Here is a 15713-nt window from a genome sequence, read left to right as displayed (position 1 = left end):
GATCGTCACCGGCTGCTCTTGCCGCTGGTCAGCTCGAGCGTCAGCTCGCCCACCAGCTTCTTGAGCTCCTCGTTCTCGGCCGCCAGTTCCGACTCGGCGCAGCCAGCGGGCTGCCGCTCGAAGAGCTGGTGGCAGTTGTCCAGGAAATGCCCCCGCCATTTGTAGTACTGGCTGGGCCGGAGGTCGTTTGCGCGGCAAAGATCGTTGACGCAGCCTCCCGAGAGGCCCTGCAACACGATTCTCGCCTTGGTTTTCGCATCCCACTTGCGTCTCATCCGGCGTACCCCCTTTCCATCTTTCCCTGTCTCCAGGATTTCCGGGCGTCATGAGGAGAGTATGAGACTGTCGCGCTGCCCGTGCCGTTTCGGCCCGTTCCCCCTTCATGGGGGATAACTCTGCGTCTTGTTGGGATAAATTCCTCTTTCGCTCCCTCCGCTTCCACGGTTCGATTCCCCTCGCTTTCCCCCTTGAAACAAAATGCGTACCGATTTGGAGATATATAGATATTCCAGATTAATGAGCGATTTCACATAGGGAGGCCCCAGGGGAAACCCCTGAAAAATCCGGTCCGAGGCGTCTTGCCGGACAAGACACGTCTTGCCTGGGAAAGCAAAAGGTTAGCGCGAAGAGACAGTGGCCCCCCTCCGGGCCGCCCCGGCGGGACCGTACGTTGTTCGGCAACTCTCCATGCGAAACAGCGCCAAGAGACGGTTTCGTTGTCTTGCCGGAAAAGACGAAATTTCCATTCCGCCACCGTATGAAAAGAAAAATCCAAGCATTGCGGCGGGTCGGCGGCATTGACAGGAATCGCACAATTCATGTTACAGTAGAGGGGGTCTGTCCGAGCGGAGGAAGGGGGAATATTCCGCCATGGCCGACATACTAATCATCGACGGCAGCCGAGAGTTCTCGCGGGCTCTTTTGGGGGAGCTTGCGGCCCACGGCATGGCTGCGGAGGGGTGCGACACCCTGTCTCGGGCCATGGCCCTGCTGCACACCGGGGAGTACAAGGCCGTGCTCCTGGGCGACGACCTGGCCGACGGCGACAGCCTGTCCTATCTTTCCCTGATCCAGGAGACGCCCTCCCTTCCGGAGGTTATCATCCTTTCGCGCAGCCGGGACCCGGACGCGGCCGAGGAGGCCATCCAGCGCGGGGCCTGGACATACGTCACCAAGCCGCCCAATCTGCAACGGCTCCTCGTCTTCCTCACACGCGCCATGGACTATCACGACGTGCAGCACGCCAGGAGCATCCGCTGCGCCCTGCGCCGGTCCGGGATCATCGGCAACAGCCGTCCGCTCCAGGCCAGCCTGGACATCCTGGCCCAGGCCACCGGCTCGGACGCCAACGTCCTCATCACCGGCGAGACCGGGACCGGCAAGGAGCTCTTCGCCCGGGCCATCCACAAGAACAGCGAGCGCGCTGCCAAGGCCTTTGTGGTGGTGGACTGCGCGGCCTTGCCCGACGCCCTGGCCGAGAGCCTGCTCTTCGGCCATCAGCGCGGAGCCTTTACCAGCGCGGACTCGGATTCGGTGGGGCTGGTCAAGCAGGCCGACGGCGGGACCCTCTTTCTCGACGAGGTGGGCGAACTGCCGGTTTCATTGCAGAAGGTCTTCCTGCGCGTGCTGGAGGGACGGAGCTTCCGGCCCGTGGGCGGAGTCAAGGAGATGCAGAGCGACTTCCGGCTGCTGGCCGCCACCAATCGGGACCTGGAGGGCATGGTCGTGGACGGTGGGTTCCGGCGTGACCTTTTCTATCGACTGCGCGGCATCCACCTGCACCTGCCGCCGTTGCGGGAGATCACCGAGGACATCAACGAGATGGTCTGCAAGTTCATCCAGCGCCACGCCAAGCGACTCCACGTGCCGACCAAGGGGTTCTCCCCCGATTTCCTGGACGCGCTGATGAACTACGAGTGGCCCGGCAACATCCGTGAGCTCCAGCACACCATCGAGCAAGCCCTCTCGCTGGCCGGGACCGATCAAATCCTCTACCCCCGGCATTTGCCCAAGGCCATTCGGGCCCGGATCGCCCGGCGCGACATGGAAAAACTCGCGCCCGCGTCCAAACGGGAGGAACGTCCCTTCGCGGCGGTTCCGGTCACGGATTTCCCGGACCTGAAGACCTATCGCCGGGAGCAGATGGTCAGACTCGAAATCAGCTATCTCCAAAATCTCATGGAAATAACGCGGGGGAGCATCGGCGAGGCCTGCAAGCTGTCCGGGCTGTCCCGGGCGCGGCTCTATGCGCTGCTCAAACAGCACGACATTGCGCGTCGCAAATCATAGGCGAACCCACTGCGCGAACAAGGCGGGGAGGGCGGGTGCAAAACAACGAAAGGGAGCGGCGATGTACTCGCCGCTCCCTTTAATCAACAGGAGAAAGATAGCCGCAATTATTTCTTTGCTGACCCTCTTTTGGTCCAGAGCTTCATTTCTTTCATCTTCTTGCGGCGTTCCCGCTGCAGCGATTTGCAGACCAGGGGAAGTTTTTTCTTGTAACCGAACTTTTCGCGGTATTCATCAGGGGTCAGGCCGTGGCTGGCCAGATGCTTCTTGGTGATCACCTTGAAGGATTTGCCGCAGACGCAACAGATGACCGACTTTTCCCGGATAGCCTTTTTGGGGTCGGTGGCCACATCCTCTTCGGTCTCAATAACACCGCCCTCGGCCATTGCTCTGATGTCCCCGGCCAACTTTTGCACCATGGAAGTAATTTCTTCCTCGGTCATCGTCCGGACGCTCGCCTGCGCCTTGACGATCTCCAGTGCTTCTTTCAAATAATCGTCCATTTTTCTACTCCCGGTATGTGGTTCATTCTCAGTCAAATGACCATGCATTGATTCTTTAGCACAGTGATGGGGAAAAAGACAACATAACAGTTGTTGTCGCCCGGTGCATACTACGCATGTTTGCAAGTAGCAATTTAAAAGTCTCCACATGCATTGATATAGGCTGGTCGATGCAGTGTGGCGGCATGGCCTGGCTGGGGAAGGTCTCCACCGCGCCGATCACCGGCGGGAATGGCGCGCCAGGGATTTGCTTGCCTAAGAAAAAAGGGTGACGTATACCCATGCAAGCATGGGCGACCTGTGCGAAATCATATTGAATGGAGAGTATCATGAGTCCGGAAGGCAAGGTGCACAAGTTGGAAGCAGTCAGGGCGGAGGAGACCGCCGCCGAGAACACGGAACAACAGGAAGCCCGGTCCCAGGCCTGCGACTCCGGCGTCGTCGCCGCCCAGAAGGACATGAGCAAGGTCGCCCTGATGGTGGCGCTGCTGGCGGTGCTGCTGCTGGTCATTTTCTTTTTCGGCATGAACCGGAACATCGCCGGTCTCACCGATGAGGTGAAGAGCCTTGGCGCGTTGCGGGAGGAGGTCTCCAGCCTGGACAAGCGTCTGGTGGACCTCAAGGCCGACATGCCGGTGCAGATGCAGCGCATGATAGCCCAGGACATCGTCAACGAGATGGCCATGAAGGCCTCCTACCTGTCCGAAACGCTCCAGGGCGAAGAGCTGCGGGCCAAGATGCAGGAAGTCCTCAAGGGGCTCAAGGAAGTCCGGGACGGCCTCGAAAAGTAGCTTCGGATCAAGAATGGGACATGAGGCGCGGCATTGCTGCCGCGCCTTTTTTTGTGCTTTTTGCTGTTCATCGTTGTTCAAAAATTTATTGACAGGGCGGTTTATTTCTGTTTATGAACAGTTAGGAGATCAATGATTAACAAGATGTCCATATGAACATGAATAAAAAATACATCAGTTTGCGAGAGGTGGGACGCCAGTTGGACATCCCTCCCTCCACTGTTGTCTACTATAAGGATAAGTTCAACAAGTATATTCCCTCGGTGGGAGAGGGGGGCGGACGTCGTCGCCGATATCCCGTGGAGGTGTTGGAGATTTTCAGGAGGATACGCGAAATGTTCAATGACAATTGGTCTGTTGATCAAATTGAACGTGAATTAGCACTTAAATTCAGTATGTTAATGAATGAGCAACAACATGATCAACAAAACGATCAATCATGTGTCCGGTTCGGCGACGAGGGCGTGGCCTTTGCGCGCGAGCTGGGCGGAGTGCTGGCCAAGATGTCGGACGTGCTCCAGAACCAGTCCCTGTTCCGGAGCGAGATACGCTCGCTCAGGGACGAGGTGGCGGAGCTTCGGCGTGAGCGGCGTGAGTCGGAAAAACGGCATGCCGAACGTGTCGAGGTGCTGGAACGGGAGATGGAGGGGCTGCGTCGGAAGCTGTCTGCCAAGCCGGGCGGGAACATCGATTTTCCTCCGGCATCCTACCTGGAGCGGCCGCTGGTCATCCGCGCCGAGGGCGAGTTTCTCGGGGTGCTGGGCAAGGGGCGCAAGCATTTTTCCCTCAAGGATTTCGTGCAGTTGATCGAGCACAAGGTCTCGGATTCCATGGCCGTGGAGACGTCTTGGAGCAGGCGCGACGGGCATTGGGTCCTGGTCATCCGCACCGAGGACGCCCAGAAGGGGCGGGAGCAGAACATCGTCGTGGTCACCAAGCAGACAACCACGCCGAGCCGCAACGAGGTCACCGAGATCATCCGGCTGAACATCGACGGCAACGACGCGCCGGACGCGCTGCTCCTGACGCTGTTTCGCCAGCTTCGCGCCGTGTTCAACGGCTGATGCGTTTTTTGTGCAATTCAACTCTAGAAAATCTCTTGATTCTCTAGGAATAATAGCTTATATAGCTACTGCTAAATGGACCCAGGACTCTGAGTTTGGCCGGTTCAACGGAGGAGACGTATGCCCCAGGTCGCTGCTAGAATTACCCATGATCAGGAAAAATGGCTCAAGGATTATTTCAAGACCAAGAGCGCAGGGGCTGAATTCATCCTGCCTTGGGCCGTGGACGTCTTCTTCAAGTCCATCCGGAGCGTGTCCAGCGATTTTTCCGTTGCCGAGCTCAAGACCATCCTGGAGTCCCACCGTGAGGTAAAGCTGCTTCCCAACCAGTCCAAGCAGGCCTACCTGATGCTCCGGGTCGAGGAGGCGTGCGACGAGCACAGCGTGCACATCAAGCACGGGGCGAGCAAGTCCAACCTTGAGGTCAAGCTGCGCCGGCTGACCGACCTGCAGGCCACCTCACTGATGATCTGGGCCACCGCCTACTGGGTCAGCAAGGCGTGGAACGGCGTTTCGATCGAGGACTACGTCAAGCTGTCCTGCGGCTGATCCCGGTTCCGTACCTTTCCGTTTCGTTTTCCCCGGTTGCGATTATCGGTCGCAGGTGGTATCGCCTGCCCGTAATCGTTTTTCTTTTTTGGAGGCGCTCGCCATGGGCGGACACGCTCGCATCCTGACCATCGCCGGGTCCGACTCCGGCGGCGGGGCAGGCATCCAGGCCGACCTCAAGGCCATCACCATGCTCCGGGGATACGGCGCCAGCGTCATCACGGCGCTGACCGCCCAGAACACCCGGACGGTCACCGGCATCCATGCGCCGTCGGCCCGGTTCGTGGCCGAGCAGTTGCGCACCGTGCTCGACGACATCCGGGTGGACGCCGCCAAGACCGGCATGCTCTTCTCCGAGCCGATCATCAAGGCCATAGCGCCCCTGCTGGGCAAGCGGACCTTTCCCCTGGTGGTGGACCCGGTCTGCGTGGCCACGTCCGGGGCCAAGTTGCTCAAGGCCGACGCGGTCAAGGCCATGGCGCGGCTGATGTTCCCCCTGGCGGATCTGCTGACGCCCAACATCCCCGAGACCGAGCTCTTCACCAAGGTCCGCATCCGCGACCGCGAGGACGTGTTCAAGGCGGCCCGCCTGCTCCTGGACATGGGGCCCAAGGCCGTGCTGATAAAGGGCGGTCATGCCGACTCCCTGGCCACCACGGACTGGTTCGTGCCCCGGGACGGCGAGCCCATGCCCTTCATGCAGCCGCGCATCGCCACCAAATGTACCCACGGCACCGGCTGCACCCTGTCGGCGGCCATCGCCACCGGGTTGGGGCAGGGGATGGAGATGGGCGCGGCCATCAAGCGCGCCCAGGAATACCTCAACCTCTGCCTGCGCGCGGCCGAGCCCCTGGGCGAGGGCGGCGGCCCGCCCGACCACCTGGCCCCCTGGATCAAGGAGACGGCCAAGCCGGGCGTCCTGCGCGACCTGGCCCGCTTCGGCGTCCGGCTGGCGGCCGACCCCGGCCTGGCTCCGCTCCTGCCGCGCGGCCGCGCCAATGCTGTGGCGGCCCTGCCGCACGCGGACAACGTGGACGAAGTGGCCGGATTTCCCGGCGGCGTCATCGCCACCCGCCGGGGCGGGGTCCGCGTTATCGGCGAGCCCGAGTTCGGGGCTTCCCTCTACGCCGCCCGGACCCTGCTGGCCGTGCGCCGGTTGCGGCCGGACCTGCGCTGCGCCCTGACCCTCGGGCTGGGGCAGGGGATGAAGCGGGCGTTGGAGGCGGCGGGCGTGGAGATCGTGTGGATCGACCGGGAGCGGCGGCCGGAGTATGTCCGAGAGGACAACGGCGCGCTGGAGGAGTGGGGCGCTTTCGAAGGGCTTCGGGACCATCCGTCGCCGGAGACGGTTTGCGCGGTGGGCGATCCGGGCGGAACGGGCTTCGAGCCGGTGGTCCGGCTGCTGGCCGGTGACCTGGCCTGCCTGGACGCGCTGCTGAGCCGGGTTTTCGATTGCTGGCGACGGTCGTGACGGCTTCCGGGCCCCCCCCCGGCGGCCTCTTCTCTGTATTGAGGTTGACATATTTGCAGGAGCTTGCTTAATAAGCACGTTCTTTTCGCGGGCGTGGCGGAATTGGTAAACGCGCCAGATTTAGGATCTGGTACCTCGCGGTTTGGGGGTTCGAGTCCCTCCGCCCGCACCAGAAAGATGAAATATTACGCGCTGAAAAAGCGCATCAGGAGGATACGTCGTGGAGTATAATGTTGAAGAAATTTCTCCGGTGAAACGGAAGATCAAGGTCGAGGTTCCCGCCGAAGAGGTCAACGCCGCGTTGACCGCCACCATCGCCCTGTATCGGATGCAGGTCGACGTGAAGGGCTTCCGCAAGGGCAAGGTCCCGTCCGGCGTGGTCGAGTCCAAGTATCACAAGCAGGTGTATGGCGAGGCGACCACCGATCTGATCAACTACCAGATCAATGAGATCATGAGCGCCCTGTCCATGCAGCCCATGTCCCGCATCGACGTGGACGCCAAGGAGCTGGTCCGCGACGAGCCCTTCGCCTACGCCATCGAATTCGAGGTCGCCCCGAAGCTCGAACTGCCCCAGTACAAGGGGCTTTCCGTCGAGGAGATCAAGGCCGTGGTCGACCCCGCCGAGATCACCGAGGTCGAGGAGCGCATCCTGGAGAACAACGCCGAGGTCAAGGTCATCGAGGACGTGCGTCCGCCCAAGGACGGCGAGGTCGCCAGCGTGAGCTTCGGCGCCTACCGCGACGGCAAGATCGTCGAGGGCATCCAGGCCGAGAATTTCGACCTGCTCCTGGGCCAGGGCCAGGCCCTGCCGGAGTTCGAGGACATGGTCAAGACCCTGACCACCGGCGAGTCCGGCGAGACAGACATCACCTTTCCGGCCGACTTCATCAACGAGAACCTGGCCGGCCAGACCGTGACCATGAAGGCCAAGCTGCACGCCGTCAAGGAGCGCATCCGTCCCGAGATGAGCGACGCGGTGGCCAAGAAGGCCGGTTTCAGCGACGTCGACACCCTGCGCAAGGGCATCGAGGAGTCCTACCGCTCCCAGCGCAAGCAGATGAACAAGTCCGCCGCGCAGAGCCAGCTCCTGGGCTCCGTCATCGAGTCCATCAACGAATTCCCGCTGCCGCCCTCCATGGTCGAGGACCGCATCGACCGCCTCGTCCAGGACCTGGAATACCGCCTGGACCGCCAGGGCAAGGGACTCCAGTCCCTGGGCAAGTCCCCGCAGGAACTGCGCGAGGGCTTCCGCGCCGAGGCCGAGCGCACCGTGAAGACCGAAATCTTCCTGCTGGCCGTTGCCGCCGAGGAAGGGCTGGAGATCGCCCCCGAGGAGATCGAGGCCACCCTCAGCCAACTGGCCGTCCAGACCCGTCAGCCCCTGCACGAGCTCAAGAAGTACTATGAGGACAACAACCTCATCGTGCCTCTCAAGGACCGCCTGCTCTGCGACAAGGCTTCCGAGCTGATTTACGAGTCCGCCGAGATCAAGGAGATCGACCCGCCCGCCGCCGACGCCAAGCCTGCGGAGAAGTCCGCCGAGGCCAAGCCCGTCGAGGGCGCCATCCAGTTCACCGACAAGGCCGAGGCCGTGGAATGGGCCGTGGCCAACCTGGGCCTCAAGGAGACCACGGCGAAGGGTTATTCCCTGTCCAAGCTCCAGGAACGGGCCGACAAGCACTTCGCCGAGAAGTAGCCGCGAAACCGGCGCAAAGCGAACGTGGGCGGCCCGGCTTGACCGGGCCGCCTTTTTTCGTCCGGACGCCTTGACCCTGGCCGCTTCGTGCCTATCTATCACCGGGCGGCGCGGGAAGTTTCCCCTTGTCCTTCAAGGGGAAATGCCGCATACTGAAAAGAGCCTGTAGTGAGAAACCGGCCATTGCCGGACAGAGCCGCGCCAGACGCGGTCGTAAGGTTTTTTCCTCGGACAACCGATAGTAACGAAAACAGCTTCAAGGAGACGTTCATGGTCGCCATCCCGATGGTCATTGAAACGACCGGACGCACGGAACGCGCGTACGACATATATTCCCGCCTGCTCAAGGACCGGATCATCCTGCTCGGCAGCTCCATCGACGACCACGTGGCCAGCCTCATCTGCGCCCAGTTGCTCTTCCTGGAATCCGAGGACCCGGAAAAGGAAATCTACATGTACATCAACTCCCCGGGCGGCGTGGTCTCCTCGGGCATGGCCATCTACGACACCATGCAGTACATCTCCGCACCGGTGGCGACCCTGTGCCTCGGCCAGGCGTCCAGCATGGGCGCGCTCCTGCTTTGCGCGGGCGAGAAGGGCATGCGCTACGCGCTGCCCCACAGCCGGATCATGATCCACCAGCCGCTGGGCGGGGCCCAGGGCCAGGCGTCGGACATCCGCATCCATGCCCAGGAAATCCTGCGCCTGCGCGACGAGCTTAACGACATCCTGGTCCACCATACGGGCCAGGACCTGGAAAGAATCCGCGAGGACACGGAGCGCGACCACTTCCTGTCCGCCGAGGAGGCCGTGCGGTACGGCCTCATCGACAAGGTCATGCGCTCCCGCGCCGAGACGGACGAAGAATCGAAGGGTAAGTAATCATGGCAGAAAAAAGCACCAATACGCCGGATCTGAGATGTTCCTTCTGCGGCAAGACGCAGGTGGACGTCCAGCGCCTCATTGCGGGACCGGACGTCTATATCTGCGACGAATGCGTCGCGCTGTGCAACGACATCATGGCCCAGGAGACCATCAGCGAGGAATTCGAGGACGGCCGCCTGCTCCCTCCGCAGGAGATCAAGGAACTGCTCGACCAGTACGTCATCGGCCAGGAGCAGCCCAAGAAGATCCTGTCCGTCGCCGTGCACAACCACTACAAGCGCGTATTCTACGCCTCGGCCGGCAAGGCCCAGGACGACGTGGAGATCGACAAGTCCAATATCCTGCTCATCGGCCCCACGGGCTCGGGCAAGACGCTCCTGGCCCAGACCCTGGCCCGGGTGCTCAAGGTGCCGTTCGCCATCGCCGACGCCACCACCCTGACCGAGGCGGGCTACGTGGGCGAGGACGTGGAGAACATCCTGGTCCAGCTACTCCAGAACGCGGATTACGACATCGACGCGGCCTCCCGCGGTATCATCTACATCGACGAGATCGACAAGGTGGCCCGCAAGGGCGACTCGCCCTCCATCACCCGCGACGTGTCGGGCGAGGGCGTGCAGCAGGCGCTGCTCAAGATTATCGAGGGCACCGAGGCGAACATCCCGCCCAAGGGGGGGCGCAAGCATCCCCAGCAGGAGTTCATCCGCATGAACACCTCGAACATCCTGTTCATTCTCGGCGGCGCGTTCATCGGGCTGGACAAGATCGTCCAGCAGCGCAAGACCGGCTCCGGCATGGGTTTCGGCGCCAAGGTCGAGGCCAAGAAGGAGATGGGGCTGGGCGAGCTCTTCGCCCTGGCCGAGCCCATGGACCTGATCAAGTTCGGCCTGATTCCCGAGTTCGTGGGCCGCATCCCGGTCATGACCGCCCTTGAGGAACTGACCGAGGACGACCTGGTCCGCATCCTGAAGGAGCCCAAGAACGCCCTTATCAAGCAGTACCAGAAGCTCTTCGAGCTGGACAAGGTCGAGCTCAGGTTCACGGACAACGCCATGACCGCCATCGCCCGCCAGGCCATCGAACGCAAGACCGGCGCGCGCGGCCTGCGCAACGTCCTGGAAAAAATCATGCTGGAGATCATGTACAAGCTGCCGTCCCTGTCCGGGGTGCGCGAGTGCGTGATCAACCAGTCCGTTGTCGAAAATGGGCTGGAGCCGCTGCTGCTCTATCACCAGGAAGTGAAGTCCGCCTGACCGGCCGAGATTGACATCCGGCCGGCCGGACTTATTTCCTACTTTCACGCAAGTGGCGGCCCGCCCCCCGGCGGAACCGCCGCCACCACTTGGAAACACAATCGGAGGAAGCAATGCCGACTTTCGGTTTCGACGGCAAGAACTCCCCTGAATCGTTGACGCTCCCCATGATGTCGCTCAGGGAAGTGGTCATGTTCCCCCGGTCCATCGTCCCCTTGTTCGTCGGCCGCGAGGCCTCCATCAAGGCGATCGAGACCGCGGTGGCCGACTATGGAAAGCAGATTTTCCTCGTCACACAGAAGAGCCCGGAGAAGGAGCTTCCCGAGGCGGACGACCTTTATGAGGTCGGCACCGTCAGCAAGATCCTGCAGATGCTCCGCCTGCCCGACGGCACCATCAAGGTGCTCTTCGAGGGCGTTGCACGCGCCACCTGGGACCCGGAGGCCAGCAGCCTGACCTACGAGGAGGGCGAGGAGGCCAAGTATCCGCAGGCCCTCGTGACCATGCTCCCCGAGGCCAAGGACCTTTCGTCCGAAGGCGTGGCCCTGGTCCGCGCCGTGCACGAGTCCCTGGACGAGTTCGGCAAGGTCAACAAGAAGGTGGCCCCCGAGGCCATCCTGGCCATGTCCACCGTCAAGGAGCCGGGCCAGTTGGCCGACCAGATCATGCCCCACCTCAAGGTGGACTTCGCCCGCAAGCAGGAAATCCTGGAGGAGACCGCGCCGGTCCGCCGTCTGGAGCGCGTCTACGAGCTGCTCCTGGGCGAGATCGAGATCGTGTCCATCGAGAAGCGGGTCAAGGGTCGCGTCAAGGACCAGATGGAGAAGAACCAGCGCGAGTACTATCTCAACGAGCAGGTCAAGGCCATCAACAAGGAGATGGGCCGCGAGGACGACCCCATGGCCGAGGCCAAGGAGCTGGAGGATCGGCTCGACGCCAAGGCCATGAGCGAGGAGAATCGCGAGCGGGTCCGCAAGGAGATCAAGAAGCTTCGGACCATGCAGCCGAGCAGCGCCGAATACACGGTGGTGCGCAACTACGTGGACTGGGTGCTCGACCTGCCCTGGAACAACCTCAAGGACGACAAGGACGTTGATATCGCGGAGGCGCGGCGCATCCTGGACGAGGACCACTTCGGCCTGGAGAAGCCCAAGGAGCGCATCCTGGAATACCTGGCGGTGCAGTCGCTGGTGGAGTCCATGAAGGGCCCCATCCTCTGCTTCGTCGGCCCTCCCGGCGTTGGCAAGACCTCCATCGCCAAGTCCATCGCCCGGTCCATGGGCCGCGAATTCCTGCGGCTCTCCCTGGGCGGCGTGCGCGACGAGGCCGAGATTCGCGGCCACCGGCGCACCTATGTGGGCGCGCTGCCGGGCAAGATCATCCAGTCGCTCAAGCGGGTGGAGTTCAACAACCCGGTCATCTGCCTGGACGAGGTGGACAAGATGAGCGCCGACTTCCGGGGCGACCCGTCGGCCGCGCTGCTCGAAGTCCTGGACCCGGAGCAGAACTACGCCTTCAACGACCATTACCTGGACCTGGACTACGACCTGTCCAAGGTCTTCTTCATCACCACGGCCAACCAGCTTGAGGGCATCCCGCTCCCGCTGCAGGACCGCATGGAGATCATCCGGCTGCCCGGCTATCTGGAGACCGAAAAGGTCCAGATCGCCAAGGGCTTCCTGCTGCCCAAGCAGATCAAGCAGCACGGCCTGACCGAGGACAACCTCAAGATGTCCGACAACGCCATTCTCGACGTGGTGCGTTTCTACACGCGCGAGGCGGGCGTCCGCAACCTGGAGCGCGAGATTGCGGCCATCTGCCGCAAGTCCGCCATGAAGATCGTGGAGGACCACGACCGCGAAAAGGTCATCCAGGTCTCCACCCAGTCCCTTGAGAAGATGCTCGGCGTGACCAAGTTCACCTATGGCGAGCGCGAGGAAAAGGCCCAGGTGGGCGTCTGCAACGGCCTGGCCTGGACCCGGCTCGGCGGCGAGATGCTGCTGGTCGAAGTGGCGCTCATGCCCGGCTCGGGCAAGGTGGAGATCACCGGCAAGCTCGGCGAGGTCATGCAGGAGAGCGCGCGTGCGGCCCTGTCGTACATCCGCGCCCGTTCCGACCTGCTGGGCCTCAAGCCGGACTTTCACAAGGAAGTGGACATCCACGTTCACGTCCCGGACGGCGCCACGCCCAAGGACGGCCCCAGCGCGGGCATCACCCTGACCACGGCCCTGATCTCCGCGCTGCTGAACATCCCGATCCGCAACGACCTGGCCATGACCGGCGAGATCACCCTGCGCGGCCGCGTCCTGCCCATCGGCGGACTGCGCGAGAAGCTGCTGGCCGCCCATCGCGGGCTTATCAAGACCGTGCTCATCCCGGTGGAGAACGAAAAGGACCTCAAGGAAGTGCCCAAGGCCATCCTCAAGGACCTGGAGGTCATCCCGGTCAAGACCATGGACGAGGTCATCGACAGGGCCCTGGAGAATGGCGGCGAGACCGTCTGGTGCGTTCAGCACTGCGAACCGCCCCTGTACAAGGCTCTGCTCAAGGGCGGCGACATGCAGGAACCCGCCCACCAGTAGGGCGGACCGATAGAAGATCCGAAGCCGGACGGCATTGCCGTCCGGCTTCTTTTTTTGTCCGGCGCCCTGGCGAACGTCTATGGTTTGTGGAGTGTTTCGGTCGTTGTTGTCTATTTTTAATGTATCGATGAAAGGAATTTTGCCGTTGCGGGGGGATTCCTTCGATAAATAACACTGTAATCCAGTGTGTTGCAAAATGGAGCCGGATGTGAGGCCTGGTACGCTCCTTGCTAACCCACTCCTGACGTCAACCGTGAGCGAGGGAGTGCCATGTGCAATCATCTATCCGAAAAACAGCGAAGCCGGCGGGGAACCGCAGTGGTCGAAGTCGGCCTCCTGTTGCCGCTGTTCCTGCTGGTCGTGCTCGCCATCATGGACGTGTCCCGGCTGTACTGGACGCGCAACGTGGTCGGCGGCGCGGCGTACGAAGGAGTCAGGATGGCCATTCTGGAGGAGGCCACGGACTCGCAGGTCCAGGCCGTGGTGATCGACGAGCTGGCCTCGGGCGGGCTCTCGCAGTCCCCGGTCACCACCGTGGGGCCGCGCGTGTCCAGGCAGCCGGTCTCCGTCACCGTCAGCGTGCCGTTCTCCTTCATCATCCTGGGCCGGCTCATCCCCGAGCTCGACGAGAACCGGCAGGTCACGGTCACGGCGATGCTGACCTATGAGGGCTGACGCCATGCGCGACACGCAGAGCAGGCAGGGAATGGCCGTCGCCGAATTCGCCCTGGTCATGGCGTTGATCCTGCTCCCGCTCCTCGCCGGGGTTGTGGATTTTTCGCGGCTGATGGAGGTCCGGGACGCCCTGACCCATTCGGCGCGCGACGGGGTGGTGCTGGCCTCGCGCGGGGCCGAGGTGAATCCGGCCGTGGAGGCCTCCGTGGCCGCCGCCGGGTTGTCGGACGAAAAGCTGACCATCACGGTCTCAACCGGGGCCGACCAGCCCGGCCTGGGCCAGGAGGTCACGGTGGCGCTGGCCTATGATCTGACCGGCATGACCCTGTTTTCATGGAACTGGCTGATCGGCGACGTCATGCGCGTCCAGGCGTGCGCAAAGATGGAGTAGAGCGGACCATGCAATGCATCAAGCGTCTCGTCCGGAGCGAATCCGGCGTCATCAGCGTGGTGGCGGCCCTGTCCATGGTCGCCATCCTGGCCATGGGCGCCCTGGCCCTGGACATGGGCCGCATCTATCTGAAGCGCGGTGCCCTGCAGACCGCCGCCGACGCCGGGGCCCTGGCCGGGGCCAATTCCCTGCTGGCCGAAGGCCGGGACCTGGACGCCCTGCGGACCATCGTCAAGAACTACGCCTGGAGGAACATGGTGGACGACGACCGTCCGGCCAGCGCGCTCACGGACGGGGACATCCTGTTCCTCCGTGACGGCGCGCCCGACGACGTGCATCCCAACCAGGTGGAAGTGAAGATTTCCCTGCTGGAGGAGCGGGGCAACCCGCTCAAGCTCGGCTTCGCCCCGATTCTCGGCATCCCGAGCTTCGACCTGACCGTGACCGCCCGCGCGGGCCTTGTCGGGGTGTGCACGAGCAAGTGCGTCAAGCCCTTCGTGGTGCCCACCCGCTTTACCTGGGACGACCAGGCGGCCCCCGGCACCAAATTCTACATGAACGGCGAAATGGACGTGGACAGTCCCGGAGAGGTCGCGTCCGTCAACGTCATCGGCTACGACCAGAACGACGTGGGCACGCAGTTCATCATCAAGCCGGGCGATCCGGTCCTGGCCATCGTGCCCGGCCAGTACAACCTGGTGGACCTGCCGCCGGTGAACAAGGGCACGCCCGTCACCGGGGCCAGCGCCGTCAACGAGAACATCATCGGTTGCGCCGGGTCCAACAGCTATGCCGAGGTGGCCCCCGGCGACGAGCTCCAGTTGGAGCCCGGCAACAGCAAGGGCCCGGTCAGCTCCGGCTGCGGGGACCTCATCGACAGCGACCCGGGCGCGTATTGGTCGGACGCCACCGAGGCGGTGGAGGGCAGCTCGCACGGCGACCCCATGGACAGCCCGCGCGTGGTCATCATCGCCTTCTACGATCCGCGCCAGCCGCCGGTTTCCGGCCGCAATTCCATTATCGTCCATCAGCTCGGGGCCTTCTTCCTCGAAGGCGTGGACCCCCGCGGCAACGTCTACGCCCGGTTCATCAATACCGTGGCCGTGGACCCCACCGGGGTCGGGGACCCGGGCTGCCTGCTCCGCATCAGCCGCGTGCTGCTGGACTCCAGCCGCCGGTAGGGCAGGCAGGGAGAAGGCCCCCGCCTCGTAAGAGGTGGGGGCCTTTCCTTATGCGGCCCCATGTCAATCCCTCCCATTTGCCCTGTCTTCGACTGTCCACAGGCCAGACTCTACCCTCACCATTGCGGCTAATAGAGTGTATTCCTTTCCTTATTCGTGCTCTGCGGCACCAAGTACCGATTCGGTACGGTAGTTGTTTTGGATCGCCATTTTTGTTCGTAGTCGATGCTACCTAAGGCCCCCCGCGATCCGTTCAGGCCGTTGCCGGAGGCAAGCTGAGCTTCCACAGCAAAGCGGCCAGCTTTCGAGCCAGCGCGGTGATCGCCTTTTGCGGCACGCCGTGTCGGCTCAAAATCCGATTGTAGAACTCCCGCGCCCAT

Annotated in this window: 14 protein-coding genes, 1 tRNA gene and 1 pseudogene; 14 read left to right on the top strand and 2 right to left on the bottom strand. The window is 62.7% G+C overall.

Going from position 1 to position 15713, the window contains the following annotated elements:
- Positions 1-5 precede the first annotated feature (5 nt).
- Complete coding sequence (locus PHP91_RS11385) at positions 6-275, bottom strand: transposase (RefSeq protein WP_300140614.1); 270 nt, start codon at positions 273-275, stop codon at positions 6-8.
- 595 nt (positions 276-870) lie between these two features.
- On the opposite strand from PHP91_RS11385, the gene PHP91_RS11380 reads away from it, so the two are divergent.
- Positions 871-2289 carry a sigma-54 dependent transcriptional regulator gene (locus tag PHP91_RS11380; RefSeq protein ID WP_300140612.1) on the top strand — a complete coding sequence of 473 codons (1419 nt, stop codon included), beginning with the start codon at positions 871-873 and terminating at the stop codon, positions 2287-2289.
- A 107-nt stretch (positions 2290-2396) separates the two neighbouring features.
- Here the strand turns inward: PHP91_RS11380 and PHP91_RS11375 are convergent, their stop codons facing one another.
- Positions 2397-2792 (bottom strand): MucR family transcriptional regulator, encoded by a 396-nt coding sequence (locus PHP91_RS11375; protein WP_300140610.1) that lies wholly within the window; start codon positions 2790-2792, stop codon positions 2397-2399.
- Between the two features lie 329 nt (positions 2793-3121).
- On the opposite strand from PHP91_RS11375, the gene PHP91_RS11370 reads away from it, so the two are divergent.
- The 13 genes and pseudogenes from PHP91_RS11370 (at position 3122) to PHP91_RS11310 (ending at position 15333) form a co-directional block, all read left to right on the top strand.
- Positions 3122-3583 carry a hypothetical protein gene (locus PHP91_RS11370; RefSeq protein WP_300140608.1) on the top strand — a complete coding sequence of 154 codons (462 nt, stop codon included), beginning with the start codon at positions 3122-3124 and terminating at the stop codon, positions 3581-3583.
- A 152-nt stretch (positions 3584-3735) separates the two neighbouring features.
- Positions 3736-3951: pseudogene (locus tag PHP91_RS11365) on the top strand (MerR family transcriptional regulator); the annotation flags it as partial.
- 96 nt (positions 3952-4047) lie between these two features.
- Positions 4048-4647 carry a MerR family transcriptional regulator gene (locus tag PHP91_RS11360; RefSeq protein ID WP_300140637.1) on the top strand — a complete coding sequence of 200 codons (600 nt, stop codon included), beginning with the start codon at positions 4048-4050 and terminating at the stop codon, positions 4645-4647.
- 120 nt (positions 4648-4767) lie between these two features.
- Positions 4768-5196 carry a hypothetical protein gene (locus PHP91_RS11355; protein ID WP_300140606.1) on the top strand — a complete coding sequence of 143 codons (429 nt, stop codon included), beginning with the start codon at positions 4768-4770 and terminating at the stop codon, positions 5194-5196.
- Between the two features lie 103 nt (positions 5197-5299).
- A complete protein-coding gene (gene thiD, locus PHP91_RS11350) occupies positions 5300-6667 on the top strand; it encodes a bifunctional hydroxymethylpyrimidine kinase/phosphomethylpyrimidine kinase (protein WP_300140604.1) in 1368 nt (455 codons plus the stop codon).
- Positions 6668-6754: 87 nt separating this feature from the next.
- Positions 6755-6839 (top strand) — tRNA-Leu (locus tag PHP91_RS11345).
- Between the two features lie 48 nt (positions 6840-6887).
- Positions 6888-8366 (top strand): trigger factor, encoded by a 1479-nt coding sequence (gene tig, locus PHP91_RS11340; protein WP_300140603.1) that lies wholly within the window; start codon positions 6888-6890, stop codon positions 8364-8366.
- A 270-nt stretch (positions 8367-8636) separates the two neighbouring features.
- Complete coding sequence (gene clpP, locus PHP91_RS11335; RefSeq protein ID WP_300140601.1) at positions 8637-9248, top strand: ATP-dependent Clp endopeptidase proteolytic subunit ClpP; 612 nt, start codon at positions 8637-8639, stop codon at positions 9246-9248.
- Between the two features lie 2 nt (positions 9249-9250).
- Positions 9251-10504, top strand: a complete 1254-nt coding sequence (gene clpX, locus PHP91_RS11330; protein WP_300140599.1) for an ATP-dependent Clp protease ATP-binding subunit ClpX — start codon at positions 9251-9253, stop codon at positions 10502-10504.
- Positions 10505-10617: 113 nt separating this feature from the next.
- Positions 10618-13086 carry an endopeptidase La gene (lon, locus tag PHP91_RS11325; RefSeq protein ID WP_300140597.1) on the top strand — a complete coding sequence of 823 codons (2469 nt, stop codon included), beginning with the start codon at positions 10618-10620 and terminating at the stop codon, positions 13084-13086.
- Between the two features lie 318 nt (positions 13087-13404).
- Positions 13405-13761, top strand: a complete 357-nt coding sequence (locus tag PHP91_RS11320; protein WP_300140595.1) for a TadE/TadG family type IV pilus assembly protein — start codon at positions 13405-13407, stop codon at positions 13759-13761.
- Positions 13762-13765: 4 nt separating this feature from the next.
- The gene (locus PHP91_RS11315; protein ID WP_300140593.1) at positions 13766-14152 is read left to right on the top strand and encodes a TadE family protein; all 387 of its coding nucleotides are present in this window, start codon (positions 13766-13768) and stop codon (positions 14150-14152) included.
- Between the two features lie 8 nt (positions 14153-14160).
- Positions 14161-15333, top strand: a complete 1173-nt coding sequence (locus PHP91_RS11310; protein ID WP_300140591.1) for a pilus assembly protein TadG-related protein — start codon at positions 14161-14163, stop codon at positions 15331-15333.
- Positions 15334-15713 lie beyond the last annotated feature (380 nt).

The sequence above is a fragment of the Pseudodesulfovibrio sp. genome (assembly GCF_028692895.1).
Classification (GTDB): domain Bacteria; phylum Desulfobacterota; class Desulfovibrionia; order Desulfovibrionales; family Desulfovibrionaceae; genus Pseudodesulfovibrio.
The sequence above is the reverse complement of the archived record's forward strand: the minus strand, read 5'-3'. Positions and strand labels throughout refer to the sequence as shown.